Raw genomic sequence first — 23,609 nt, 5'->3', positions numbered from 1 at the left:
GCGGGAAGCATGACATCTTCCCTGCCTCACGGCGGAAGTACCGGCGAATCCGCTGTCGCCGCGTTCCTGCTGGCCGATTCGCGTCTGCCGTCGGGCGCGTACTCGCATTCCGCTGGTCTTGAACCTGCGGTGATGGCCGGGCTGCAGGTGGAGGGCGTCTACCCCTATCTGCTCTCCCGGCTGCAGACCGTGGGCCGGATGGAAACCGTTGCAGCTGTGCTGGCGCACCGCCGTGCCCTGGAACTCTGCACGGCGGCCGGTGGGGAGGACGACGGCGGTGCCCCCGGTTTTGCCGCCCTGGAGGCGGCGCTTGACGCCCGGACGCCGTCGGCCGCCCAGCGGGATGCTTCCCGGCGGCTCGGCCGCGGGATGCTGCGGCTGGCGGCCACGCTCAAACCCGGGGATCCCGCCGTCGCCGCCCTGAAACGGGAAGCGCCGCGCCCAACCCGCCCGGTTGCCCTTGGCGTGGCCGCCCGTGCCTTGGGCGTGGGCGAAGGCGCGCTCGCCCGGCTGTGCTGCTATGACGATGCGCAGTCCGTGGTTGCCGCTGCTTTGAAACTGCTGCCCATCGATCCGATGACCGCCACCGGGTGGATTCTGGCCGCCGAGCCGCAGATCAACGCCGTCGCTGATGACGCCCTGCAGGCCCGGGACCTTGACGACCTACCCGCGCTCAGCGCTCCCCTGATGGAGCACTGGGCCGAAGACCATACCGAAAGAACAAGGAGACTGTTCGTTGCCTGAGAACACACCATTCACCGAAACCACCGCGTCGCCCCTGTCCGATCCGAACCGTTCGCTGCGCCTGGGCGTCGCCGGGCCCGTGGGGACCGGAAAGAGCTCGCTGATCGCGACCATCTGCCGTGCCATGTCCGAGGAGCTGTCCATCGGCGTCATCACCAATGACATCTACACGGATGAGGACGCCCGGTTCCTGCGTTCTGCCGGGGTGCTGCCCGCCGAGCGCATCCGCGCCGTGGAAACCGGAGCTTGCCCGCACACCGCCATCCGTGACGACGTCACCACCAACCTGCTGGCCGTGGAGGACCTGGAAGCTGACTTCGCCCCGCTGGATCTGGTCCTGGTGGAAAGCGGCGGCGACAACCTCACCGCCACCTTCTCCCCCGCCCTGGTGGACGCGCAGATTTTTGTCCTGGACGTGGCAGGCGGCGGGGACGTGGCCCGCAAGGGCGGCCCCGGCATCGCCCGGGCGGACCTGCTGGTTATCAACAAGATCGACCTGGCTCCGCATGTGGACGTGGATGTGGACCTGATGGTCGCCGACGCCACCGCAGCCCGCGAGGGCGGGCCGGTGCTGGCCCTGTCCCGCAAGCAGCAGCACACCATTGATGAACTCAGTGCGTGGGTGCGCTCCATGGTGGCCCTGCACCGCGCAGGCTCCCACACTCCGCAGGACCCCGGGCCCATGGCACCGCACTTCCACGCAGACGAAGACGGCGACGGCGGCTTCTTCCACACCCATGACGAGGAGCCGGACGCTGTCCCCCACCGCCACTAACTCCGTTACCGGGTACCCCGCTGCCGCGGCAGCTCCACGGCCTCGGCCCACCCGCATTTCCGTGGAGCGCGCCGGGGACCGGGCACGGTTTTCGGTGCTGGATCAGGGGTTGTACCTGGCACCCCGGCCCGTGAACGGCACCGCGGATCCGCTGCACCTGCGGGTGGCCCTGATTGGCATCCACATGATGCTGCTGGGCGGCGACGACGTGCGGATTGAGGTTTCCGTGGACCCCGGAGTGACTCTGGAAGTGGTGGAGCCCGCGGGCATGGTGGCGTACGACGCCGATTTGGTCCCGTCCCGCTGGTCCCTGGACGCGGAGCTGGGCGAGGACGCTGCACTGATTTGGGACGGCGCGTCCTTCGTGGCAGCCGCCGGGTCCAATGTCCGCCGGCAAACCCGGCTGCAGCTGGCTTCCGGGGCGCGGGCGCTGGTCCGGGAGACGCTGGTGCTGGGACGCAGCGGCGAGCACGGCGGCCGCTTGCGCAGCATCACCCGTGCCGCCGGACCCGGCGGGGATTTGCTCTACGAGGATCTGGACCTCACCGGGCCGCGGCACCGCGCCGTCGGAATCCTGGGAGATGCCAAAGTCGTGGCCACCGCGACGGCGGTTGGCTGGCGTCCGGGTGCCCTGCCCGAACCCGCTGCAGGCGCCGCACCCGATGGCCCCCGTGAACCGGGCCGGACACGGCGGTTCGACCTGGCGGCTCCCGGCGCAGTGGCCCGCAGCCTCGGCGTTCAGGCGCACACCGCGGACCGGGAAGCGGGAGCCGTGTTTGAGGCCTGGCGGGCGGAGCTGACAACCTGAACCCGTCCCGCCGCGCGGGGTTGGCGGAAGAAGGCACGGGGTGGTTGGCTGGTGCAAGCTCCGCACCCGCGTGCCTGCACGAGAGGAAAGCATCATGACTGAAGGTCTGCCCGGCTTTGCCCGTTTTGAACAATTTGCCGTGGAGGTCAACGGCATCACCGTTACCGGACGCGTCTCACGCGCCGATGCGGCGGGCACCGGAGGCGGCAGTTCCAAGCCGGCGATGCTCCTGCTGCACGGACATCCGGAAACACATGTGATGTGGCACAAGGTGGCCGACGCGCTGGCGGAGCACTTCACCGTGGTGGCACCAGACCTGCGCGGCTACGGCGGCTCCTCAAAGCCAGTCGGAGAGCCCGACCACTCCACGTACAGCAAACGGGAAATGGCAAAGGATGCCGTCCTGGTCATGGAGAATTTTGGCGCCGTTCGGGGCTTTGACCGGTTTGCCCTGTGTGCCCATGACCGCGGAGCCCGCGTGGGGCACCGGATGCTGGCCGATTTTCCGGAGCGTGTCACGAGGGCCATGTTCCTGGACATTGCTCCCACCCTCGACATGTACGCGGCTACGGACCGGGCCTTCGCCGAGGCCTACTTTCACTGGTTCTTCCTAATCCAGCCGGCGCCGCTGCCCGAGGCCCTGATCGAAGCCAATCCGCGGGCCTACGTGGAGAACATCATGGGCAGCCGCTATGCCGGACTGGAGCCGTTTCCCGCACCGGTGCTTGAAGCCTACGTGGCAGCGCTCTCCTCCCCCGGCGCGGTTCACGCCATGTGCGAGGATTACCGCGCCTCAGCCACCATCGACCTGGAACACGACCGGGCGGACCGCGAAGCCGGGCTCACCCCCGAGGTGCCGCTGCGCGTGCTGTGGGGAGCCCACGGGGTCATCGAGTCGCAGTTCGAACCGCTGGCGCTCTGGGGCAAAGCAGTGCCCGGCGCCACCGGCAGGGCGGTGGACGCCGGGCACTATCTTCCCGAGGAAGCCCCGGCGGAAGTTCTGGACGAGATTCTCGCCTTCTTCGTCTAGTACACGATCCCGAACACCCAGACGGCCAGGGTGAACGTCACCAGGGTGGTCAGCACCAGCGCGATAAGGTTCAGCCAGATCCCGGCTTTCACCATGTCTGCGATCTGGACGTGACCGGAGGAGAACGCGATGGCGTTGGGCGGGGTGGCCACCGGCAGCATAAACGCGCAGGTTGCCGCAATGGCCACCGGAATGACCAGCAGCATCGGATCGATGCCGAGGCCAATTGCCACTCCGCCGATCAGCGGCAGGAACGTCGCCGCCGTCGCTGTATTGCTGGTGAGTTCCGTCAGGCCCAGGACCAGGGCCGCGACCGCCACAACGATCAGGATCAGCGGCAGTGTTTCCAGCGCGGATACCTGCGTGCCGATCCATTCGCTGAGGCCGCTGGCGGTGAAGCGGGCAGACAGGGCGAGTCCGCCGCCGAAGAGGATCAGGATGTCCCAGGGCAGCTCCTTGGCACTGGACCAGTCCAGCAGAGGCACGCCTTTCTTGATGCTGGCCGGGATGACAAAGAGCAGGACGGCCACGCCCATGGCGATCACGGCGTCCGCGATGTTGGAATCCGGCCAAACCAGCGGCACCGTGATCCATGATGCGGCTGCCAGGACAAAGATGGCCAGCACCTGCTTTTCGCCCAGGGACATTCGGCCGAGCCGCTTGTACTCACGCTGGATCATTTCCTTGCCGCCCGGAATCTCCGTAATTTCCGGTTTGAAGATCACGCAGGTCAGCAGGTACCAGGCGAGCGCCATGAAGATGACGGCCAGCGGGACTCCGACCAGCATCCACTGGCCAAAGCCGATGTTCACGTCGTGGGCTTCCGCCATGTATCCAACCATCAGGGCGTTGGGCGGTGTGCCGATGATGGTGCCCAGAGACCCGATCGACGCCGAGTAGGCGATGCCAAGCATAAGCGCGATGCTGAAGTTCCGGGGAGCCTTCTTCTCTTCATTCAGGTTGGCCACCAGGGTCAGCACGGAGATGCCGATGGGCAGCATCATTACCGCTGTTGCCGTGTTGGACACCCACATGCTCAGGAAGCCCGTGGCCACCATGAAACCGGCAATCAACTGCTTGGGTTTGGTCCCCACCAGAAGCACGGTGGCCAGTGCTATGCGGCGGTGAAGGTTCCAGCGCTGCAGCGCCAGAGCGAGGAAAAAACCGCCCATGAACAGGAAAATGATGGGATCAGCGTAGGGCGGCGCCGTTTCCTTGATGGTGGATACGCCCAGCGCCGGAAACAGCAGGAGCGGAAGAAGCGCCGTCGCGGCGAGCGGAATTGCCTCCGTCATCCACCACACCGCCATCAGGACGGCAACGGCTGCAGTTGCGCGGGCGGGCTGCGCGAGGTCCTGCGGCATGATCAGGTAGACCACCGCCCCCAACACAACACCGATCAACAATCCAAGGCGCTTGCGCAGCAGCACCCGTCTGTCTTCGGCAGGGGCAAGCATCCCCGGCGCGGTCTGTTCGTCAGTCTCTGTACTTGGTGCGGTACTGGGCAGTGTCACAGTGCAGTCCTCCAGATGAGTGGGCGGGCGTCCCCTCATCCAACCCCAGCTCTGCCGTTGAACGCAAAGAAAGCCAGGTCACAAAACCGCACCGAAACTGCGCTACTGCACGGGACTTACAAACCCCTCCGCCACCATCCAGTCATAGGCCACCTGCTCCGGTTCCTCGCCCTGGACATCCACTTTGCGGTTCAATGACCGCATGGTTTCGTCGTTCAGCTTCGCGGCTACCTGTTCCAAAACCGCTTCCAGTTCCGGATACTCCTGCAGGGTCTTGGTGTAGATCACCGGTGCGGCGTTGTAGGCCGGAAAGAAGCTGCGGTCATCTTCCAGCACCACCAAGTCCAGGGCGTCAATCCGTCCGTCCGTCGCGAAGACTTCCCCAACCGTGCACTCCCCCTGGTCCACCGCTCCGTAGATCGCGCCGGTGTCATACAGGCCCACGTTCCCTTCCGGAACCACGCTGCCGCGGTCCAATCCGTAGAGCTGAAGCATCGGGGTGAACCCATCCTGCCGGGAGTTGAATTCTGCCTCCACGCAAAAGGTCAGATCCTGCACCGGCAGTGTCGCCAGGTCGGAGATGCTGCTGACGCCCAGCGCTTCGGCCCGCTCCCGGCTCATCGCCAGCGCGTACGTGTTGTTCAACTCCGCGGGGGCTCCCCACGTCAGCCCGTTGGCGATATCGGCGTCGTACACCGCCTGCCACTGCTCCTGCTGGTCGGGGATCCCCTGCTCCTCGCCCAAATACGTAAGCCAGGCGGTTCCCGTATATTCCCACATGATGTCCGCCTGCCCGCTGCGCAGCAGTTCCCGGGCAGGGGTGCTGCCCGGCACGTTGCTCAGGTCCGTGACTTCGAACCCGGCAGCTTTGGCGGCCAGGACGCTCATCTTGCCCAGAATGAGCTGCTCCGTGAAGTTCTTCGAGGTCACCGTGACGGACGCCCCCTCGGGCAGGCCCTCAATCGGTTCAATGCTCCCCGGCTCCACCGGCGGTACATAGGAACCGGCCGGCTGCAGCCCGCACCCTGACACCAGCAGGGTGAGCACTGCCAGCGCTGCTGCGAGCGCTGCAGCAGTCCGGGTACGTGGTGCCCGGCGTGTCTGCGGTGCCGTACTCATTCAAAGACCTTTCGGACGGGCAACGTACTCCACCACACGGCCGATCCAGTCCACCATCAGGGCCAGCAGGGCTACCATGACGGCACCGCTGATCAGCACCCTGGGCAGGTTCAGGTTCACGCCGGTGGTAATCAGGACGCCCAGCCCGCCTCCGTTGATGAACGTGGCGAGCGCTCCGGTTCCCACCAGCAGCACCAGGGCGGTGCGGATCCCGGCCAGCATGAGCGGGACGGCCAGGGGCAGCTCCACCCGGAACAGCACCCGTGCGGCGCTCATGCCCATCCCGCGCCCGGCTTCCACCAGCCGGGAATCCACATTGTCCAGACCCAGCATGGTGTTGCGCAGCACGGGCAGCAGGGCATAAAGCACCAGAGACACGACTGCCGTCCGGAAACCGAACCCCAGCCAGAAAGCCAGCAGAACCACCAGCCCGATGGCCGGTGCCGCCTGGCCGATGTTAACCACGGCCAGCACCGGCCCGGTCAAAAAGCGCAGCGGCCTGCGGGTGAGGAGCACCCCCAGCGGAAGAGCGATGAGCAGCACGATGACGGCTGAAAGCGCCGTCAACCGCAGGTGTTCCAGCGTGTAGACCCAAAGGGTGGCCGGATCCAGGGTGGTCAGTTCGGTCTGGCTCAGGTCCGCTGTCGAGAGCCAGAACAGCAGAATCCCGAGGACCGCAATGATCCCCGCCAGCTGCCAGATGAGCCCCCGCGGGGAGTTTCCCCGGAGTTCTGAAGCGGCTTCGGCATCGGTGAGCCGCTGTTCCCGTTCCGCCGGTTTCGGTACGGCGACAACACCTGCCGCACTGTTGGTGCTCATGGCTGCCCCGCTTCCGTGGAACCCGCCGCTGCCGGGCGTCCCCTGGGAGCCCGCTTCCGCTCCCGTTCCTGTCGGGCGCTGGATACCCACTGCCGCGTGCGCACTGTCTGCAGGATGAGCGGAGCGTCAACCACGCCCTGGAGATGTCCCTGCGCATCCGTGACGAGCACCCCGTCACGGCTGGACACCAGCACCAGGCTCAAGGCGTCGGCAAGGTTGTCACCGGGGCCCACCACGGGAAGTTGCGGCTGCCGGTCTGCGGGCAGCACCTGCATCTGCTCCAGTTCCGCCACGGAGAACCAGGCAACGGGGCTGCCGGTTTCGTCAACAACCACCGCTGATTGCTGGCCCGCTGCCAGGGCACGGGCCAGGAGTTTCTGCGGTCCTTCTCCGGCGGTTCCGCTGACCACCGGCAGGGCGGGGACACTGCTGATCCGGGCCAGGGCCAACTGTTTGAGGCCGGCTTCGGCGCCGGTGAACTGCCGCACAAAGTCATTGGCCGGTTCCGCCAGGATCCTCTCCGGGGAGTCGTACTGGACCAGGTGCCCGCCCTCGGCGAAAACAGCGATGCGGTCCCCCAGCTTGAGGGCCTCATCGAAATCATGGGTCACGAACACCACGGTTTTCTCCAGATCCGCGTGGATGCGCAGCAATTCGTCCTGCAGTCGTTCCCGGGTGATCGGATCCACTGCGCCAAACGGTTCATCCATGAGCAGCACCGGCGGGTCCGCGGCCAGTGCCCGCGCCACTCCCACCCGCTGCTGCTGTCCGCCGGAGAGCTCCTTGGGGTACCGGTTCCGGTAGCGCGCCGGGTCCAGGGAAACGAGGTCCAGCAGTTCATCGACCCGGCGGGCGGTGCGTGCCTTGTCCCACCCCAGCATGGCGGGAACGACGCCGATGTTCGCCGCCACTGTCATGTGCGGGAAAAGACCCCCGGCCTGGATCACGTAGCCGATGCCGCGGCGCAGCTGATCTCCATCGGCGGCGGAGATGTCCTGGCCGCCCAACAGGATCTGCCCGGAGGACGGTTCAATGAGGCGGTTGATCATTTTCAGCGTGGTGGTCTTTCCGCAGCCTGAAGGTCCCACCAGCATGACCATGTCTCCGGAGGAGATCTCCATGTTCAGGTTGTCCACGGCCGCGCGGTCCTGGCCGGGGAACCGTTTGGACACGTCCCGGAGCAGGATTCCGGCAGACGACCGGGCAGAAGGAGAATTCGTTTCAGACACGGATGCCTCTCGGTATGGTCAGCCGGCCGAGGCCCACCAGCAAAAGGTCCAGGATGAGTGCCAGCAGCACCACCCCCACGACGCCGGTCACCACGGATTCCAGGGAATTGGCACCGCCCAGCCGGGACAGGCCTGAAAAGATGAAGCCGCCCAAGCCCGGGCCAAGGGCGTAGGCTGCAACCGCCGCTATCCCCATCACCATTTGGCCGGAGACCCGGATGCCGGAGAGGATGACCGGCCACGCCAGCGGAAGTTCGATCCGGAAGAACAGCCGCAGCCGTCCCATCCCCAGTCCCCGGGCGGCTTCCACCGTGTTCCGGGGCACACCGGACAGGCCAACAATGCCATTGCGAAGGATGGGCAGCAGGGCGTAAAAGCCCACCACGATGACGGCCGGAAGCACGCCGAATCCCAGCGGGGCAATAAGGAGGCCAATGAGGGCAAAGGACGGAATGGTCAAACCCACGGCACTGATGCTGTCCGCCGCAGACCGCAGGGACGACCGCCGATAAGCCATAGCCGCGATCAGCACGCCCACGACTGCGGCGACAATGAGGCACTGCACCACCAGCGAAAAATGCTGCCAGCTGGAAAAGAGGATGTCATTCCAGCGCTGCGCAATGAAGTCTGTCACGCCAAACCCACTTTGTCGGTTGGGTGGGATCTGCTTTCATTCCAGCGTAAACCGGCCCTGTGCCGGTGTGCAGTGGCTAGGGCGTCAACAGCCCCGCAGACGTATCAGTTGGCAGCGCTTCCCGGACGCCGGGCTCAGTGGCCTCGTGTGCGGGCGCCGTCGTTATTTCTTCTCCCCTAGGGGATCAGCACCAGACGGATGGGATTGCCCTCTTTGGTGTCCAGCGCCTTCACCGCCTGCGCGGCTTCGCTCAGCGGAATGCGGCCGCTGACGGATTTTGCGAAGTCCAGCCGGCCCAGCCTGGTGAGGTTCACCAGCTGCGGCACGTGGTGGGCTTCGGACCCGTAGTGACCCAGGATCTGCTTGCGCGCAAAGGAGAATCCGGTGCTGTCTGCGATGGTGATGGGGGTGCCGCTCAGGCCCACCAGGACCAGGCGCCCGTGCCGGCCCAGGCATTTGATGGCCTGCGCACGCACGGCGTCCACGCCGGCAAAGTCCAGCGCCACGTCCAGCCCCTTGCCCGCGGTGGCAGCTTTCATGGCGTCCGGGAAGTCTTCGGCCATCGGATCCAGCGCATAGTCCGCACCGAATTCCAGGGCCCGTTCACGGGCCTCGGCAATCGGGTCCACGGCAATGATGGGGGCGGCGCCAATCAGGCGCAGCAGCTGGACGCCGTGCGCGCCCAGTCCGCCAATGCCCCAGACGCCCACGGCTTCCCCGGCACGCACATCGGCGGTGGAGGAAATGGCGCCCCAGGGAGTGGAGACGGCATCCGGAATAATTGAGGCCTGGTCAAAGGGAATGTCGTCTCCCAGCGGCACCAGGACACCGGCCGGCACGACGACGTACTCGGCCCAGCCGCCGTCGTAGTCCACGCCCATCGTGAGGGTGGCGCCGTTGTACTCGTAGCCGGCCTGGATGACCACGCGGTCCCCCGGCTTCGCCGAGGTCACGCCCGGGCCGGGCAGGTCCACGGTGCCTGCGACCTCATGACCGAGGGTCACTTCGTTGCCCTGAAGGAACTGGGGACGCAGCAGGCCCTGAATCAAATGAACATCGGAGAGGCAGACGCCGGCCGCTCCCACTTTGACGCGGACAAAGCCCGGCCCGGGCTCCGGAATGGGAACTTCCTGAAGCGCAAATTCCTTCGTCTCAACGTTTAGACGTCCTGCAAGCATGGTGCCGGCTGACATGGCAAACCCCTCTCTCGAAAACTGCGGCGGCTATAAAAAGCGCCGCCCCCATTATCTTCCTCCGCCGGGGCGGGCAGCAAAATGCCGCAGGCCGCCGGGGAACGGCGGCCTGCGGCCTGGTGGGATCTGTTTAGGCCTGCAGGATCACTTTCAGTGCGTCCGTTTCCGCCGCACGGGAAAAGGTGTCATAGGCGGTGAGGATGTCATCGAGCGGATAGCGGTGGCTGATGAACTCCTCGGCCGGGAGCTTTCCCTCGGCAACCAGTTTCAGGAGCATGGGCAGGGTATTGGTGTTCACGAGCCCCATGCTGATGTTGATGTTCTCGATCCAGAGCCGGTCCAGCTCAAGGCTCACAGGCTTGCCGTGCACCCCCACGTTGGCAACGTTCCCGCCGGGGCGGACAATGTTCGTGCACATCTCGAAGGTGGCCGGTATGCCCACCGCCTCCACGGCAACGTCCACTCCCCATCCGTCCGTCTGGGCCATGATCTGCTCGCGCCAGTCCGCATCGCCGGAATTCACCCCGTGCGTGGCACCGAACTTGTGTGCCTGCTCCACCCGGTTCGCGTCCAAATCCACGGCGATGACTTTCGCCGCCCCGTAAAGCTTCGCTGTGGCGATGACGGCCAGGCCAACCGGTCCGGCACCAATCACGGCCACGACGTCACCGGGCTTCGTCTGCCCGTACTGCACTCCCATTTCAAAGCCCGTGGGGAAGATGTCGCTGAGCAGCACACCGTGTTCAGGGGAGACCTCCTCCGGCAGGTGGTACAGCGACGTGTCGGCATACGGAGCCCGCACGTATTCGGCCTGGGTGCCGTCAATCAGGTGCCCGAATATCCAGCCGATGCCGGAGCTGCCCTCCTCGCCGACGCAGTGCGAGTACAGGCCGTCGCGGCAGAAGGTGCAGGAACCGTCGGCGGACACGCAGGACAGGATGACTTTGTCTCCCACCTTAAAGTTGCTTACGCCGCTGCCGACTTCGGTGATGGTGCCCACCCCTTCGTGACCCAGGATCCGGCCCGGCGTCACCGCCGGGACGTCGCCCTTGAGGATGTGCAGATCTGTGCCGCAGATGGTGGTGGCGTCTATCTTGACGATGGCGTCGCGCGATTCCTGAATTTGCGGGTTCGGAACGTCCTTCCACGATTTTTGTCCTGGACCCTCATAGACAAGTGCTTTCATGGTGTCCTCGTCTGCTCGGACCGATCGTTGACAGGCCGCTACAGCAACCTGGTCCGGCGGTTTCCGGAACACGGGGCGGCAGGCGCCGCCTGGTCGGTCTGTTCCAGCCTAGGAGCCGGGCGCGAGGTAGTGGAAGACCTGCGGGCTATTCACCGTCCACATAGAGCCAGACTCCGTTGGCGCGGACAAAGCGGCTGGTTTCCTCCTGGATCCCGCGGGCGGCTCCGTCCCGGTAATGGGCCCTGAACCGGACCACCCCGTGATCGTCGAGCGGACCTCCGGCGGACGTTTCCACAATATCCAGCCGCCGCCACTGCAGACCGCGGTCGAGTTCCAGAACTGCCGGGCGGGTGGACGGGTGCCAGGTCTTCAACAGATAGGGCTGGTCGCCGACGGCGAAGGCAGAGTACCGCGAACGCATCAGTGCCTCGGCGGTGGGAGCGTCTTGTGCACCGGAATGGTACTTCCCGCAGCAGCCGGCGTAGGTTTCCCCGCTCAGGCAGGGGCACCGGTCATCCGCGGCGGGAGAGGCGGGTGCGCTGCCGGAGTCGGCTGCGGAGACAGAATGGGAGGCACGCTCGGCTGAAGTCATGAACCCATTATCTCCGGTGCCGTCCTCCCTTCGGGCAGGTCATTTCTGCAGGGCGATCTCCGCTTCCAGGCTCAGTCGCACGGCGTCGATGGCCGCGCTGATCCGTTCCTCACGGGTCTGGGACACGTCCCCCTCTTCGGCAGCAGTCTCCAGCCGCTCGGCCAGGTTGTCCAGATCCCGGAGTGCCTCCTGATACCGGCCGGAATGTGCTGCCTCCGTTACGGAAGCCACCTCCTTCCGGAGTTCCTCCGCAGCGCCCGGCTCAAGTGCGGCAAACCCGCAGCCGCTCAATGCAGTGCCGGCCAGCAGAACCCCGGCCACGGAAAGCGTTCTCCGGCGCCTCACGGCGTGACGCTTTCCTGCAGCTGGCGAAGGCTCTCCCCCAGCTGGCCGGGAACTGCCGGATAACCCTGGTCCTGGGGAAAGATGCCCAACCGGTCGGCCACCATCATCACGGCCATTGCCAGGACCGCCACGGCCACGAATCCCAGCAGGGTCCGTCCCGCCAGCGCCAGCTTTGTCGGCCGTACCGGGACCGCCTGCAGCGCTGCCGCCGCGGATGCCGGCTGCCTCTTGCCGGAACCGACCCGAGGCGGCGTCCGCGGCGGAGCGGGCGTTGAGGAACCTGCGGCGCGTGCGGTCGCCGGCGCCGGCAGCACGCCCAGTTCCGACGGTGCAGGCTCGGTTTCCGGCACCGTTTCATCTTCCCGGCCGGACCCGCCTCCCGGCCCCTGCTCCTGTTGGCTTCCCTCGCCAGCGGTTTGGATCACGACGTCGGCGGTGGGAGGCCCGCCGTCGTCCGCTTCCCATTCGGTCTCCCGGTTTCGCGGCTCCGCCACCGGCTCGGCGTGCCCGGACCACCGGTACTCGAGCAGCGCGGCCGATACTTCCGCTGCGGTTGGCCGCTGGTCGGGGTCTCGGGAGGTCATGGACCTGAGCAGCGAACACCAATAACTTCCAAGTGCGTCCGGCACCTCGGGATTACGGCTCAGCCGGGCAATGGCTGCCTCCACCGCGCTGCCGCCGAACTCGATGCGGCCCGTTACCGCTTCGAGAAGCACCAGACCCAGAGAGTAGATGTCGCTGGAGAATCCCACGTCACGGGAGCTGGCCTGTTCCGGGCTCAGATAGTTGGCGGTGCCGAGCGTGGCATTCGCGGCCGTGATCCGGGCGCCGTCCAACATGCGTGCTATGCCGAAATCGGTGAGTTTGGCCCGCGGGAGGGTCCCCGAAATGGCCGGGGGAAGCAGAATATTGGCCGGCTTTACATCCCGGTGGATCACCCCGCGCCCGTGGATGTACGCCAGTGCTCCGGCAAGTTCCGCCCCAATGTAAGCAACGTCCGGCGGGCTCAGAGGCTCGGCGTCGCGGAGCCGCTTGCGCAGGTCCGGGCCGTCCACAAGCTCCATGACAAGGAAGGCCCGCGGTTCGCCGGCCTCGCCGTCGTCGCGTCCGGCATCGTCCTTGCCGGCGTCGAATAGGGTTACCAGGCCCGGATGGGAGAGGGACGCCAGTAACCGCATTTCGGTTTCCTGGCGGCCAACGTCGTCTGGAGCGACGGCGCTGGCCCGGAAGAGCTTCACGGCGATGTCTCGGCCGAGAGCCTCGTCCTGTCCACGATAGACGGTGGCCATGCCACCGTGGCCTATGGGTTCGATGAGTCGGTATCGCCCTGAAATGAGCCTGTGGGGGCCATCTGCTGCGAAACTTTCCATGCTGCAACCTCTTCTCGCCTTTCCAGCGTAGCCGAGGGAAATCATGGCGTGGATGGCCCGGGACGAGTTTTTTTACCCTCTGCGGGGGCCCTCGCAGAAGTGTCTGCGTTGCGCTAAACTGCCCTGCCGCGAAAGCCGCGGCAGGGCAGTTTTGCACTGAGGTTTCAGCTGTCTGAAAAAGGTCAGAACGCCTTGACGATGGCGTCGATCACCTGCTGTACGCCGAGCGCGATGAACAGCAGGGCGGTGATGCCCAGAGCAATGTTGGTGTGCAGCTTGTTGGCCCAGGCCTTCGGCACGCGGTGGCCGTTGAGCAGCCCCAGCAGCGTAACCGCGAGGAAGGGCATGAACAGTGAACCCAGGACACCGTAGGCCAGGATCAGACCGATCGGCTTGCCCAGGATGAACAGCAGCATCGGCGGGAAGGTCAGCCAGAGCAGGTAGAACTTGAAGTACTTTCCGCCCACCCGGGTGTCTTCGTGGCCGGATTCCTTGCCGCGCATGTTGCCCCAGAAGTCAGCGAACATCAGCGAGACGCCGTTCCAGACACCGATGATCGAGGAGAAGGATGCGGCCCAGAACCCCACCAGGAAGCCGGTGCCCACAAAATCGCCGTACTCGGCCTTGAGCACGTCGTACAGGTCCAGCAGGCCTTCGTCGCCTGAGCTGAGGGAGATCCCTGCGGCCCGGACAACTTCCGCACCGACGATCAGCATGGCAACCACAAAGATGCCGGTCATCACGTACGCCATGGAGTTGTCGATCCGCATGACGCGCATCCACTTGGGCGTGTACCAGCCCTTTTCCCGCAGCCAGTAACCGTAGGCCGCCAGGGTGATGGTTCCGCCCACGCCGCCGGCAAGTGCCAGCGTGTACACGACGCCGCCTTCGGGAATCATGGGTACAAGTCCGGACATCATTTCCGGAATGTTGGGCGCGGCAATAACGGCCAGCCCCACCACGGTGACGAACATAATGCCCACCAGTGCCGCAGTGATCTTTTCGAAGGTCGCATACCGCCCGAACCACACCATGGCGAAACCGGCCAGGCCCATGAGGATGGCAAAGACCCACAGATCAACCGCGGGGAACAGCGCCGCCAGCGGAAGCGCGGCGGAGGACATAGCCGTGGCCCCGTAGACGAAGCCCCAGATCATGATGTAGGGACCGAAGTACCAGGTGGTCCATTTGCCGAGTGAGCGCCACCCTTCAAAAATGGTCTTTCCCGTGGCCAGGGTGTAACGGCCGGCACCTTCAACCAGAATGATCTTCAGGATGACACCAAGGATGACCGCCCAGAGCAGACCGTACCCGTAGCGGGATCCGGCGACGAGCGTAGCCACCATGTCCGCAGCGCCAACGCCGGTGGCCGCCACCACGAGTCCGGGACCGACAACCTTCCATTTGGCAGGGGCACCGCCATCATCATCTATCCGGTCCGCGTGCGCGACCCGCGACGGGGGAACAGTGCTTTCATCGGCCATGGCCAGCACTCCTAACTCTAGTTTTTGGGCAGCCGAAAGCAGGTGTGCTGACGGTCACTGGGATGTATGTATTCTCCCACAACCCTTGACTATTCCCTGAATGAGGACTATGCGGTTACACCGGTTCCTGCGTCGGTACCCTCGCCCTGGGGCGGATGCGCAGGTGGCACCGGTGCAGCGTGCCACGGGTCAACTGCGGCGGCTCCCAACCGGCGGAAATCCTCCGGCCGGTCGGTCACCACTGTCAGGTCATGGTGCAGGGCGGTCGCAGCCACCACCACGGTGAGAGTGCCGGTGTCGTGGTCCAGTCCTGTGGACGCCAGTGCCACCCCGGGATCCACCGGCAGGATATGGCAGCCGAAGCGGCCGGTGAGCTCCTGCAGCCAGGCGCGGTCCGGCTTCGGCAGGTCGCCCAGGGTCAGCGCCGAGATGAAGATCCGCAGGCTGCTGCGGCACCGCAGAAAATCCCGCAGAGCCGCGCTGGGATCAGGGCTTCGGATGTCAGCCAGAACGGCAGTGTCCAGCAGGAGCCCGGACTGCCCGTTCATGCCGGATGCTCGGCACGGGCCAGCAGGAAGTCCAGAAACTCCTGGCGGGCCGCCGTGATAACCCGGTAATCCGAAAGGGAAACTCCCCGGGGTTCTGCTGCGCGGCGGGGATCAGCGGTGCCAGCAGGCCTGCCTGCGGCAGGGCGGTCAGCGGCATAAACGGAATTGTCCATGAGAATACGGCGACGTGCGCCGGTCCTTTCGGCGTGCTCTTGCCCGCACCGGTTGCCCGAGGGCGAGTGCAGGCCACTTCTTCATCCGAACCACCCAACGAGCGTGGGGTTGGTATGCGGCCAAGTCGGAGCTTGGCGGCCGCAGTTCTTGAAGCTGCTTGGAAGTATAGCCAGTTTTGCCGCTGTGCCGGCCGTATTGCCTTCTGTGTCTTGTGCCCGACGTGTGAAGTTTCGTGCCCGAGGTGTGGACTAGGTCCGCGCCGGAGAGCCGGCATGCAGGGACAGCGACGAGGCCACGAGCCGTTGAGTGTACTCGTGCTCCGGAGCGGCATAAACCTGTCCGGTTGGACCGGACTCCACGATCCGCCCCTGATGCATGACGGCCACCGTGTCGCACAGGTGTTTCACGACGCCCAGGTCGTGGGAAACGAACACGAGCGTGAGCCGATATTTGTCCACCAAATCAGAGAGCAGGTTCAACACCTGCGCCCGCACTGAAACGTCCAGGGCGCTGACCGGCTCATCGGCAACCAGGATGCGGGGCTCGCAGATCAGGGCACGCGCTATGGCGATCCGCTGGCGCTGACCGCCGGAGAACTGGTGCGGAAAACGCTCCGCGGCATCCGAAGGCAGGCCCACCGCGTTCAACATTTCCGCTACCTTGCCGGCATGGTGCCGGGCAGCCACCGGCTCGCCGGGCAGCAGCAGCGGTTCAGCAACCAGATCCCGCACGCGCATGCGGGGATTGAGGGATCCCATCGGATCCTGGAAGACAATCTGCAGCTGCCGGCGCAGTTCCAGCAGCTGGTTCTCTTTCGCACCGCCCACTTCATTGCCAGCCACCTGCACGGAGCCCGACGTCGGCTGGTCCAGACCTGCGAGGATCCGCAGCAGGGTGGACTTGCCGGACCCGGACTCCCCTACGATGCCAAAGCGCTGACCGGCGGCAACCTGGAAGGACACGTCCCGCAGGGCGGCCACCTCCGCAGGAGCGCGGAACAGGGAACTGCGCCCGCGGCGGTAGGTGCGGTTGAGCCCGTTCACCCGGATCAACGGCTCTGCGCCCTTAGAGTCCGAGGGCGCTGTGACCGCCGGCGCTGCAGGTGCCTGCTCCCGCGCAGCCCCCGGAACGTACCCGGCCGCAGATGAAACCGTGAACAACCGTCCGGAACTGTCCGTGGCCTCCAGATCCGAAGCTGCCAGCAACCCGCGGGTGTATTCGTGCTGCGGCCAGACAAACACGTCCGCAGTGGGTCCCTGTTCCACCAGCACGCCGTCGCGCATCACCAGAATGCGGTCACAGATGCTGGCCGCCACGGCCAGGTCATGGGTGATGAACAGCAGCCCGCTCCCGCGCCGGGCGACACCCTCTGAGATCAGCTGCAGCATTTGGCGCTGCACGCTTACGTCCAGCGCGGTGGTCGGTTCATCACAGATCAGCAGGTCCGGGTCATTGGCCAGCGCCATGGCCAGCATGACGCGCTGGCGCTGCCCGCCCGAAAGCTGGTGCGGATAGGCGCGGGCAGCCTCGGCCGGATCCGGCAACTGTACGGACGTCAGCAGCTCAACACTGCGCGCCACGGCGGCCTGGCCGCGGAGGGTTCCGTGCCGGGTCAGCGCCTCAGCCACCTGACGGCCCACCCGCATCAGCGGGTTCAGGGCACTCAGCGGCTCCTGAAACACCATTCCCGTCCGCCGGCCGCGGATGCGGCTCATCTGGCGGTCGGAAGCTCCCACCAGATTGTGCGGAACGCCGTCCAGCCGGACCGATCCGCTGGTCCGCAGCTCGTCCGGTAACAGTCCCATGAGAGCGGCCGCTGTCACGGATTTTCCCGACCCGGATTCTCCAATCAGGCCCACGCGTTCACCGCGGGACAGGGAAAGGGCAAAATCCTTCACCAGCACCCGGCTTCCGGCGCTGACTTTCAGCCCTGTGACCTCCAACAGGGGCACAGATGCCGCATGCGGTGCTGACATCAGCGTTCTCCGTTCAGTTTGGGATCGAACCGGTCCCGCAGGCCGTCGCCCAGCAGATTGAAGCCCAGCACCGCCACGGCAATGGCCGCTCCGGGCCAGATCGCCAGCGACGGATAGGTGCCCAGAAACTGCTGGGACTCCTGCAGCATCCGGCCCCAGGACGGCACCGGCGGCGGCGTTCCCAGGCCCAGGAAGGACAGCGCAGCCTCTGCCAGGACGGCCAGGCCAAAGGTGACGGAGCACTGCACCACCACCATCCCGGCAATATTGGGCAGGACGTGCCGGCGGGCGATGCGCAGCGCCGGCTGGCTGGCTGCCCGGGCCGCCAGCACGTATTCGGTGCTCATGACCTGCAGGGTGCCGGACCGGGCAACGCGGGCGAAGCCGGGAATGGAGCCAATCCCGATAGCGACCATCGCCGTCGTCGTTCCCCCGCCGAACACCGCGCCGAACATGATCGCCAGCAACAGGGCGGGGAAGGCCAGCAGGATGTCCGCGCCGCGCATCGCCACTTCGTCCACTGCGCCCCGGCGCATGCCGGCCAGGATACCGATGGGGGTGCCGATGAGGGCGGCGATGCCCACGGCGACCAGCCCCACCGACAGCGTGATGCGGGCTCCATAGAGGATGCCGGAGAAAACGTCCCGCCCGTAGCGGTCCGTGCCCATCAGGTGATCGGGGGTGGAGCCCTGCAGCCGGTCGGCGGGAAATGCTCGGACCGGATCGTAGGGCGTCCAGAAAAAGGACACCAGTGCCGCCAGCAGCACCACCGTGACCAGCACGGCTCCGACCAGCAGCGTGGGAGAGATCCTGCGGGCGGTCCTCATGAGCGTTTCCTCAGCCGGGGATCGATGATCGTATACAGGACGTCAACGGCCAGGTTGATGATCAGGGTGAGGGCCACCAGGACCATCACCACCGACTGGACGGTAAGCAGATCCCGGTTCCCCACGGCGTCCAGGAGCATGGACCCCAGGCCGGGAATGACGAAGACGCGTTCAATGACCACGGCGCCAATGATCAGTGCCGCCAACTGTACGCTGGCGACCGTCAGCACCGGAACCGCGGCATTGCGCAGCCCGTGCCGAACCAGTGCTTCCAGTTTGCCGAGCCCCTTGGCCCGGGCAGTACGCAGATAGTCCTCGCTCATGACTTCCAGGACGGCGGACCGGACGTAGCGGGTCAGGACAGCGCCTTGGACGGAAGCCAGGGCGAGCACCGGCAGGGTCACCCGGTGCAGGAAATCGGCAAAGTCCACGCCCGGCGGAGTCCAGCCGTTGGCCGGGAACCAGCCCAGCCCCACGGCAAAGACCACCACCAGCATGATCCCGGCCAGGAAGCCCGGCACCGCCACGCCCAGCTGGCTCAGCCCGCTGAGCAGGACTCCACTGGGTTTGCGGTGCCGCAGCGCGGCAATGGTCCCGAAGGGCACGGCGATAACCAGCGCCGCGGCCATGGCCAGCCCCACAAGGATGAGCGAGACCTGCAGGCGGTCCAGCAGCAGGGGGCTGATGTCCTGGCGGGTGACGTAGGAAACCCCGAAGTCACCCCGGAACAGTCCCCCTACCCAGTCGAGATACTGCACCGGCAGCGGTCGGTCGGTGCCGAACTCCCGGCGGGTCTGCTCCAGCAACTCCGGGGTGGCGTTGACGCCCAGGGCTATCTGGGCGGGATCGCCGGGGATGGCACGCATGAAGAGGAACACGGCCACGGTGGCCGCCAGGAACGTGGCGGCAAACCGGGCAGCGTTAATCAGCAGGCGGATTCCCACGGCCTGCTACTGCCACCCTGCTGAGCCCAGGTCCAGCGCTTCAGTGACCGAGTTGGCGGGAATGCCGGTCACGCCGGCCTTGGCCACCACAATGTTGGGAAACAGGAACAGGACATCCGCGGCGGCGTCGTCGTTGATGGTGCGCACCACCTGCTGCATGCCGGAAATGTAGCCGGCTTCATCCGCGGCATCCGCTGCTGCCGCGGCGTCCTTGATTTTGGTGTTGTCGTAGCCAAGGTAGTAATTGGGGTTGTTGAACATGGTGAGCAGGTCGCGGCTCTCCACGGCCAGGACCACTGACATGTCGTAGTCGTGGCGGGTGAAGACCTTGTCCAGCCAGACGGCGGGGAACTCGGCGGATTCAATGGTGGCGTTGATGCCCACTTCGGCCAGCTGGGACACCACAATTTCAGACACAGCCGTGGCGTACGGGCGGGTGGGCACCGTGAAGGTGACGTCCAGGTTTTCCGCGCCGGCTTCGGCCAGCAGCGCACGGGCCTTTTCGGGGTCGTAGGGATAGGTGTCGTTGAGGTCCTCATAGTAAGGGTCGGTGGGCGGCACGGGTCCACCCACCAGCGTTCCGTAGCCGCTCCAGGCCGTGTCCAGAACGGCTTGGCGATCCACTGCATGCAGCACGGCCTGGCGGACGCGCACGTCGTTAAACGGAGGACGGGCGTTGTTCATGGACAGCATGATTTCGCCGTTGGAGGTTCCCTCAAGAACCTGGAAGGAGTCGTCATCCGCGAAGCTGGACAGCAGTTCGGGGGCCTGCATGTTGTAGACCACGTCCACGTCTCCGGAGCGGAGGGCGTTGGTGGTGGCCACGGCATCCGCGAAGTAGCGCAGGGTTGCACTCTCCACCTTGGGCGCCTCCCCCCAGTAATCGGACCGCGCCGCCAATTCAATGGATTCGCCGCGGTTCCAGGCCTGGACGGTGAAGGGTCCGGTGCCGATGGCAGTGGACGCCAGGTCCGCGACGCCGCTTTCATCAAACATGGCGCCCACGGGGGTGCCCAGGTCGAAGAGCCAGGCATTGGACGGGCGGGACAGCTTCACACTCACTTCGGTGTCGCTGAGGACGGTGACGGATTCCACCACATCCATCTTGGATTTCAGGCTGGACAGCCACGCGTCTGACTTCACCCGTTCCAGGCTGAACTTAACGTCGTCGGCAGTGAAGGCCTCCCCGTTGGAAAACATCACTCCCGGCTGCAGGGTGAAAGTGTAAGTAGTCCGGTCCCCGCTGATGTCCCAGGACTCCGCGAGCAGCGGCTGGATCTGTCCGTCCTGGTCGATTTCCACGAGTCCCTCATACACGTTGGCCATCAGCGCCTGCGGAATGGCAGCGCCGGCCGTAGTGGTGAAGTCCAGGTTTGCGGGTTCACCCGTCAATGCGACGACGACGCCGCCGCTCTCCTGACCGTTCCCCGCACCGTCCTGGCCGGAGCCGCTTTGGCCGGCGCCCGATCCTGCGGAACAGGCGCTGAGTGTCAGCGCCGTCAGCAGAAGGGCAGCCGACGAGCGGACGGGAATTCGGCGCATCTTTTGTTCTCCATCGGTGGGGCGGGCGGTGCCCGGACGGCTGCGGACAATGCGTCCGCGCCAAATGTTGTCCTACATAGTATGAACTCGCTCGGGAACAGAGCGGAAATCGTCTCGGCACGGCCGAAGCGCCGCGGGGCACTGGTGCCGGCAGTGATTTCGGCGGCCGCGGAAGGCGGGCCGCTGACCAAGTTGTGAGGCTAGGAGGTCCCGTTGTGCTGCTGGGGAATCCGTTCCATAAGATGCGGGCTGTTACCGGTCCCACACCCGTAAAGGCAAGTAGCCGCTGTTCCAGACGCCGGACACCTGCAGAACGAGGTGTTAACGCAGAAGCAGGACGGGAATTTCTTCCCGTCCTGCAACTTATTCAAGCCGGTTCCCGGGGGAACCCAAAGTCTAGATTTAGAGGGCCTGGATGTTTACGGCCTGGGGACCCTTGGGGCCCTGCTCTGTATCGAAGCTAACCTTCTGGTTCTCTTCGAGGGAGCGGTAGCCGCTCGAGTTGATAGCGGAGTAGTGAGCGAAAACGTCGGCGCTTCCGTCATCGGGCTCGATGAAGCCAAAGCCCTTTTCGGAGTTGAACCATTTCACGGTACCTGTTGCCATTTTTAATCATCCTTCTAAAGAAACCACCCCCGACCTTCGAGGAGTTTCACGTTGCTGTGCCGTACGCGGCATGTTACAGAAAAAGCGGCTGGCCCTTGATGTGGGTTTCGCCGCTTGGACTATCAACATGCGCAACACTGCAACTGAAATTAGTATACACAGAGGCCTCCCAGGCGTCACCCCCTTTCCGCGCTACTCGTTAGGCTTGAGAGATGCGTTCCACTTCCTCCGTGACTGCCGCTCACGCGGCGACGTCCCCGTCCGCGTCCGGCTCCTATCCCGGCTCCTCCCCCATCGAGACATACCTCCGCAGGATTCACACCGAAATAGCGGAACTCAAGGACGGCAAGCCGTACAGCAGCATTCCTGCCATGGCGAATGTGGACCCGAATAACTTCGGCATTGCGCTGGCCACGGCCGACGGATATGTCTACGAGGTAGGCGACACCCGGGAGGAATTCAGCATCCAGTCCATCTCCAAACCCTTCACCTACGGGCTGGCCCTGGCCGACAGGGGAATGGACGCCGTGGACGCGAAGGTGGATGTGGAACCCTCCGGGGATTCCTTTAATGAGATCTCCCTTGCCGAAGGCACCGGGCGGCCTGCCAACGCCATGATTAACGCCGGCGCCCTCACTGCCACCTCCCTGGTCCGCGGCTCCGGCGGCAGCACCCGCTTCAAGCGGATCCTGAACACGTACTCCGCCTTCGCCGGGCGCCAGCTGTCCGTCAGTGAACGGATTTACCGGTCGGAATTAAAGTCAGGCCACCGCAATCACGCTCTCGCGTACCTGTTGCGCTCCTTTGACATCATCGAATCCGACCCGGCTCCGGTCATCAAGGATTATTTCCGCCAATGCTCGGTGATGGTCAATGCACTGGACCTGGCCATGATGGCCGCTACGCTGGCCAACAGCGGCCGCAACCCGCTCTCCGGCGATCAGGTACTGGAGATTGAACCGGTGGAACGGGTGCTTTCCGTCATGACCACCTGTGGCATGTATGACGACGCCGGCGCCTGGCTGTCCAGCGTGGGTATGCCGGCCAAGTCCGGGGTTGGCGGCGGAACCATCGCGGTGCTGCCCGGGCAGGTTGGACTGGCGGTCTATTCCCCTCCGCTGGACGCCCACGGCTCCAGTGTCCGCGGGGTTGCCACCAGCCAGCGGATCTCCCACGACATGCAGCTGCACTTTGTCCGCGCTGCCCGCACCGGCCGTTCTGCCATCCGCAACGTCTATGACATCACCGCCGCGCCGTCGGGTATCCGGCGCACAGACGAAGCCGTTGAGGTGCTGCGCAGCCACGGCCACCGCGCCCAGGTCCTGGAACTCAACGGGGATCTTCTCTTTGCCGGTGCTGAGTCGGTGGTGCGGGCGCTCTCCAACCTGGACGACGACGTCGAAATGGTGATCCTGGACCTGCGGAGCGTTGACGAAGTCTCCGAGGTTGCCCTTCGCCTGTTCGCCGAGTCCGCCGAAATGCTGGCGCTGAACGGACGGGGCCTGGTGCTGGTGGACGGCGAAGGAACCGTCACCGAAGATTTGGCCGCACGCGGCCGCGAGGTTCCGTCCTTCCCCACCCGCAACGCTGCCGTTGAATACTGCGAGACACATCTCATTGATGCTTACGGCAGTGAACTGGTGCTCCCGGACGTCATGGAGCCGGTCGATTCGCCGGCCTTAAACCAGCTGGATCCCGAGGATGCCCAAACCGTCCAGGACCTCATGGAAGAGCGTTCTTACGACGACGGCGACGTGGTCCGGCGGGTGGGCCAGCGTTTCGGAGGCGTGTTCTTCATCGTCGCCGGCAACATTGCCACCTCCATGCCGGCACCGGACGGTTCCCGGATCAAACTCACCACTCTGGGCCCGGGGATGACCTTCGGCGAGATGGCTCTGGGCACGGACAAACGTCAGGAAACAACAGTGAAGGCCGCCGGACCGGTTCGGCTCAAGGTTCTCACCGCTGACGCCATGGACACCCTTGAGGAAGAGAATCCGCGTCTGGCCGTGGAACTCTGGAAGGCTCTCACCCGCGACGCCTATACGCGGGTGGAACAGTACCTGCGCGAAAGTGCCCTGCGCGCCCGGGACTGATTCGGCTACAAAAAAGAACGGCGCCCCGTCCACAGACGCTGATGGGGGCGCCGT

At 65.3% G+C, this 23,609-nt stretch carries 23 protein-coding genes and 1 riboswitch; of the genes, 5 read left to right on the top strand and 18 right to left on the bottom strand.

From position 1 onward, the window contains the following. The first annotated feature begins 9 nt into the window (after positions 1–9). From CXR00_RS13680 to CXR00_RS13665, 4 genes are all read left to right on the top strand, one after another. Entirely contained in the window at positions 10–744 is a 735-nt protein-coding gene (locus tag CXR00_RS13680; RefSeq protein WP_104055110.1) for an urease accessory protein UreF, read from the top strand. Continuing rightward, positions 737–1,519, top strand: coding sequence for an urease accessory protein UreG (gene ureG, locus CXR00_RS13675; protein WP_219816023.1), 783 nt, complete (start codon positions 737–739; stop codon positions 1,517–1,519). The genes CXR00_RS13680 and ureG overlap by 8 nt, the downstream gene beginning before the upstream one ends. Next, complete coding sequence (locus CXR00_RS13670) at positions 1,482–2,327, top strand: urease accessory protein UreD (protein ID WP_104055109.1); 846 nt, start codon at positions 1,482–1,484, stop codon at positions 2,325–2,327. The genes ureG and CXR00_RS13670 overlap by 38 nt, the downstream gene beginning before the upstream one ends. A 94-nt stretch (positions 2,328–2,421) precedes the next feature. Further along, a complete protein-coding gene (locus tag CXR00_RS13665) occupies positions 2,422–3,357 on the top strand; it encodes an alpha/beta fold hydrolase (protein WP_104055108.1) in 936 nt (311 codons plus the stop codon). Here CXR00_RS13665 and CXR00_RS13660 read toward each other — a convergent pair. From CXR00_RS13660 to CXR00_RS13580, 18 genes are all read right to left on the bottom strand, one after another. Next, the gene (locus tag CXR00_RS13660) at positions 3,354–4,814 is read right to left on the bottom strand and encodes a DASS family sodium-coupled anion symporter (protein WP_258060533.1); all 1,461 of its coding nucleotides are present in this window, start codon (positions 4,812–4,814) and stop codon (positions 3,354–3,356) included. The two genes, CXR00_RS13665 and CXR00_RS13660, sit on opposite strands and share 4 nt — an antisense overlap. Before the next feature lie 159 nt (positions 4,815–4,973). Beyond that, positions 4,974–5,990 (bottom strand): glycine betaine ABC transporter substrate-binding protein, encoded by a 1,017-nt coding sequence (locus CXR00_RS13655; RefSeq protein ID WP_104055106.1) that lies wholly within the window; start codon positions 5,988–5,990, stop codon positions 4,974–4,976. Further along, positions 5,991–6,809 (bottom strand): ABC transporter permease, encoded by an 819-nt coding sequence (locus CXR00_RS13650; protein WP_104055105.1) that lies wholly within the window; start codon positions 6,807–6,809, stop codon positions 5,991–5,993. Beyond that, on the bottom strand, positions 6,806–8,038 hold the full coding sequence (locus CXR00_RS13645) for an ABC transporter ATP-binding protein (RefSeq protein WP_258060469.1): 1,233 nt from the start codon (positions 8,036–8,038) through the stop codon (positions 6,806–6,808). Before CXR00_RS13645 ends, CXR00_RS13650 begins: the two co-directional genes overlap by 4 nt. Next, the gene (locus CXR00_RS13640) at positions 8,031–8,672 is read right to left on the bottom strand and encodes an ABC transporter permease (protein WP_104055104.1); all 642 of its coding nucleotides are present in this window, start codon (positions 8,670–8,672) and stop codon (positions 8,031–8,033) included. Before CXR00_RS13640 ends, CXR00_RS13645 begins: the two co-directional genes overlap by 8 nt. Positions 8,673–8,848: 176 nt before the next feature. Further along, positions 8,849–9,865, bottom strand: a complete 1,017-nt coding sequence (locus tag CXR00_RS13635) for a zinc-binding dehydrogenase (RefSeq protein WP_237685387.1) — start codon at positions 9,863–9,865, stop codon at positions 8,849–8,851. 130 nt (positions 9,866–9,995) lie between these two features. Then, entirely contained in the window at positions 9,996–11,051 is a 1,056-nt protein-coding gene (locus CXR00_RS13630; RefSeq protein ID WP_104055103.1) for a zinc-dependent alcohol dehydrogenase family protein, read from the bottom strand. Between the two features lie 145 nt (positions 11,052–11,196). After that, a complete protein-coding gene (locus tag CXR00_RS13625; RefSeq protein ID WP_104161627.1) occupies positions 11,197–11,643 on the bottom strand; it encodes a YchJ family protein in 447 nt (148 codons plus the stop codon). Positions 11,644–11,682: 39 nt separating this feature from the next. After that, positions 11,683–11,988 (bottom strand): hypothetical protein, encoded by a 306-nt coding sequence (locus CXR00_RS13620; protein WP_104161626.1) that lies wholly within the window; start codon positions 11,986–11,988, stop codon positions 11,683–11,685. Then, complete coding sequence (locus tag CXR00_RS13615; RefSeq protein WP_104055101.1) at positions 11,985–13,358, bottom strand: serine/threonine-protein kinase; 1,374 nt, start codon at positions 13,356–13,358, stop codon at positions 11,985–11,987. Before CXR00_RS13615 ends, CXR00_RS13620 begins: the two co-directional genes overlap by 4 nt. Positions 13,359–13,540: 182 nt before the next feature. Further along, complete coding sequence (locus CXR00_RS13610; RefSeq protein ID WP_104055100.1) at positions 13,541–14,842, bottom strand: Nramp family divalent metal transporter; 1,302 nt, start codon at positions 14,840–14,842, stop codon at positions 13,541–13,543. Between the two features lie 107 nt (positions 14,843–14,949). Beyond that, the gene (locus CXR00_RS13605) at positions 14,950–15,390 is read right to left on the bottom strand and encodes a hypothetical protein (RefSeq protein WP_104055099.1); all 441 of its coding nucleotides are present in this window, start codon (positions 15,388–15,390) and stop codon (positions 14,950–14,952) included. Beyond that, positions 15,387–15,563, bottom strand: coding sequence for a hypothetical protein (locus tag CXR00_RS18280; protein WP_181032349.1), 177 nt, complete (start codon positions 15,561–15,563; stop codon positions 15,387–15,389). Before CXR00_RS18280 ends, CXR00_RS13605 begins: the two co-directional genes overlap by 4 nt. A 30-nt stretch (positions 15,564–15,593) precedes the next feature. Next, a riboswitch (SAM riboswitch) is annotated at positions 15,594–15,717 on the bottom strand. A 95-nt stretch (positions 15,718–15,812) separates the two neighbouring features. Then, positions 15,813–17,540: an ABC transporter ATP-binding protein gene (locus CXR00_RS13600; protein WP_104055098.1), complete on the bottom strand. Its 1,728-nt coding sequence runs from the start codon at positions 17,538–17,540 to the stop codon at positions 15,813–15,815. Further along, the gene (locus CXR00_RS13595) at positions 17,540–18,367 is read right to left on the bottom strand and encodes an ABC transporter permease (RefSeq protein WP_104055097.1); all 828 of its coding nucleotides are present in this window, start codon (positions 18,365–18,367) and stop codon (positions 17,540–17,542) included. The genes CXR00_RS13600 and CXR00_RS13595 overlap by 1 nt, the downstream gene beginning before the upstream one ends. After that, positions 18,364–19,311 carry an ABC transporter permease gene (locus CXR00_RS13590; protein ID WP_104055096.1) on the bottom strand — a complete coding sequence of 316 codons (948 nt, stop codon included), beginning with the start codon at positions 19,309–19,311 and terminating at the stop codon, positions 18,364–18,366. The genes CXR00_RS13595 and CXR00_RS13590 overlap by 4 nt, the downstream gene beginning before the upstream one ends. A 6-nt stretch (positions 19,312–19,317) precedes the next feature. Beyond that, positions 19,318–20,853 (bottom strand): ABC transporter substrate-binding protein, encoded by a 1,536-nt coding sequence (locus CXR00_RS13585; protein WP_104055095.1) that lies wholly within the window; start codon positions 20,851–20,853, stop codon positions 19,318–19,320. Positions 20,854–21,255: 402 nt separating this feature from the next. After that, on the bottom strand, positions 21,256–21,459 hold the full coding sequence (locus CXR00_RS13580) for a cold-shock protein (protein WP_104055094.1): 204 nt from the start codon (positions 21,457–21,459) through the stop codon (positions 21,256–21,258). Positions 21,460–21,671: 212 nt separating this feature from the next. Between CXR00_RS13580 and glsA the strand changes: the two genes are divergently transcribed. Next, complete coding sequence (glsA, locus tag CXR00_RS13575; RefSeq protein ID WP_104055093.1) at positions 21,672–23,555, top strand: glutaminase A; 1,884 nt, start codon at positions 21,672–21,674, stop codon at positions 23,553–23,555. The last annotated feature ends 54 nt before the right edge of the window (positions 23,556–23,609 follow it).

The sequence above is a fragment of the Arthrobacter sp. 9E16 genome, from assembly GCF_002929435.1.
In the GTDB taxonomy this organism is placed as follows: domain Bacteria; phylum Actinomycetota; class Actinomycetes; order Actinomycetales; family Micrococcaceae; genus Arthrobacter_B; species Arthrobacter_B sunyaminii.
Note: the sequence above shows the minus strand (reverse complement) of the source record. Positions and strands in the feature narration are given on the sequence as shown.

What these genes read in the sequence shown, in the direction of transcription:
- CXR00_RS13680 (WP_104055110.1), top strand. Translation starts at nt 10, where the DNA reads ATGACATCTTCCCTGCCTCACGGCGGAAGTACCGGCGAATCCGCTGTC.
- CXR00_RS13670 (WP_104055109.1), top strand. Translation starts at nt 1,482, where the DNA reads ATGACGAGGAGCCGGACGCTGTCCCCCACCGCCACTAACTCCGTTACC.
- CXR00_RS13665 (WP_104055108.1), top strand. Translation starts at nt 2,422, where the DNA reads ATGACTGAAGGTCTGCCCGGCTTTGCCCGTTTTGAACAATTTGCCGTG.
- CXR00_RS13660 (WP_258060533.1), bottom strand. Translation starts at nt 4,814, where the DNA reads ATGCTTGCCCCTGCCGAAGACAGACGGGTGCTGCTGCGCAAGCGCCTT.
- CXR00_RS13655 (WP_104055106.1), bottom strand. Translation starts at nt 5,990, where the DNA reads ATGAGTACGGCACCGCAGACACGCCGGGCACCACGTACCCGGACTGCT.
- CXR00_RS13650 (WP_104055105.1), bottom strand. Translation starts at nt 6,809, where the DNA reads ATGAGCACCAACAGTGCGGCAGGTGTTGTCGCCGTACCGAAACCGGCG.
- CXR00_RS13635 (WP_237685387.1), bottom strand. Translation starts at nt 9,865, where the DNA reads ATGTCAGCCGGCACCATGCTTGCAGGACGTCTAAACGTTGAGACGAAG.
- CXR00_RS13630 (WP_104055103.1), bottom strand. Translation starts at nt 11,051, where the DNA reads ATGAAAGCACTTGTCTATGAGGGTCCAGGACAAAAATCGTGGAAGGAC.
- CXR00_RS13625 (WP_104161627.1), bottom strand. Translation starts at nt 11,643, where the DNA reads ATGACTTCAGCCGAGCGTGCCTCCCATTCTGTCTCCGCAGCCGACTCC.
- CXR00_RS13615 (WP_104055101.1), bottom strand. Translation starts at nt 13,358, where the DNA reads ATGGAAAGTTTCGCAGCAGATGGCCCCCACAGGCTCATTTCAGGGCGA.
- CXR00_RS13610 (WP_104055100.1), bottom strand. Translation starts at nt 14,842, where the DNA reads ATGGCCGATGAAAGCACTGTTCCCCCGTCGCGGGTCGCGCACGCGGAC.
- CXR00_RS13605 (WP_104055099.1), bottom strand. Translation starts at nt 15,390, where the DNA reads ATGAACGGGCAGTCCGGGCTCCTGCTGGACACTGCCGTTCTGGCTGAC.
- CXR00_RS18280 (WP_181032349.1), bottom strand. Translation starts at nt 15,563, where the DNA reads ATGGACAATTCCGTTTATGCCGCTGACCGCCCTGCCGCAGGCAGGCCT.
- CXR00_RS13600 (WP_104055098.1), bottom strand. Translation starts at nt 17,540, where the DNA reads ATGTCAGCACCGCATGCGGCATCTGTGCCCCTGTTGGAGGTCACAGGG.
- CXR00_RS13595 (WP_104055097.1), bottom strand. Translation starts at nt 18,367, where the DNA reads ATGAGGACCGCCCGCAGGATCTCTCCCACGCTGCTGGTCGGAGCCGTG.
- CXR00_RS13585 (WP_104055095.1), bottom strand. Translation starts at nt 20,853, where the DNA reads ATGCGCCGAATTCCCGTCCGCTCGTCGGCTGCCCTTCTGCTGACGGCG.
- CXR00_RS13580 (WP_104055094.1), bottom strand. Translation starts at nt 21,459, where the DNA reads ATGGCAACAGGTACCGTGAAATGGTTCAACTCCGAAAAGGGCTTTGGC.
- glsA (WP_104055093.1), top strand. Translation starts at nt 21,672, where the DNA reads ATGCGTTCCACTTCCTCCGTGACTGCCGCTCACGCGGCGACGTCCCCG.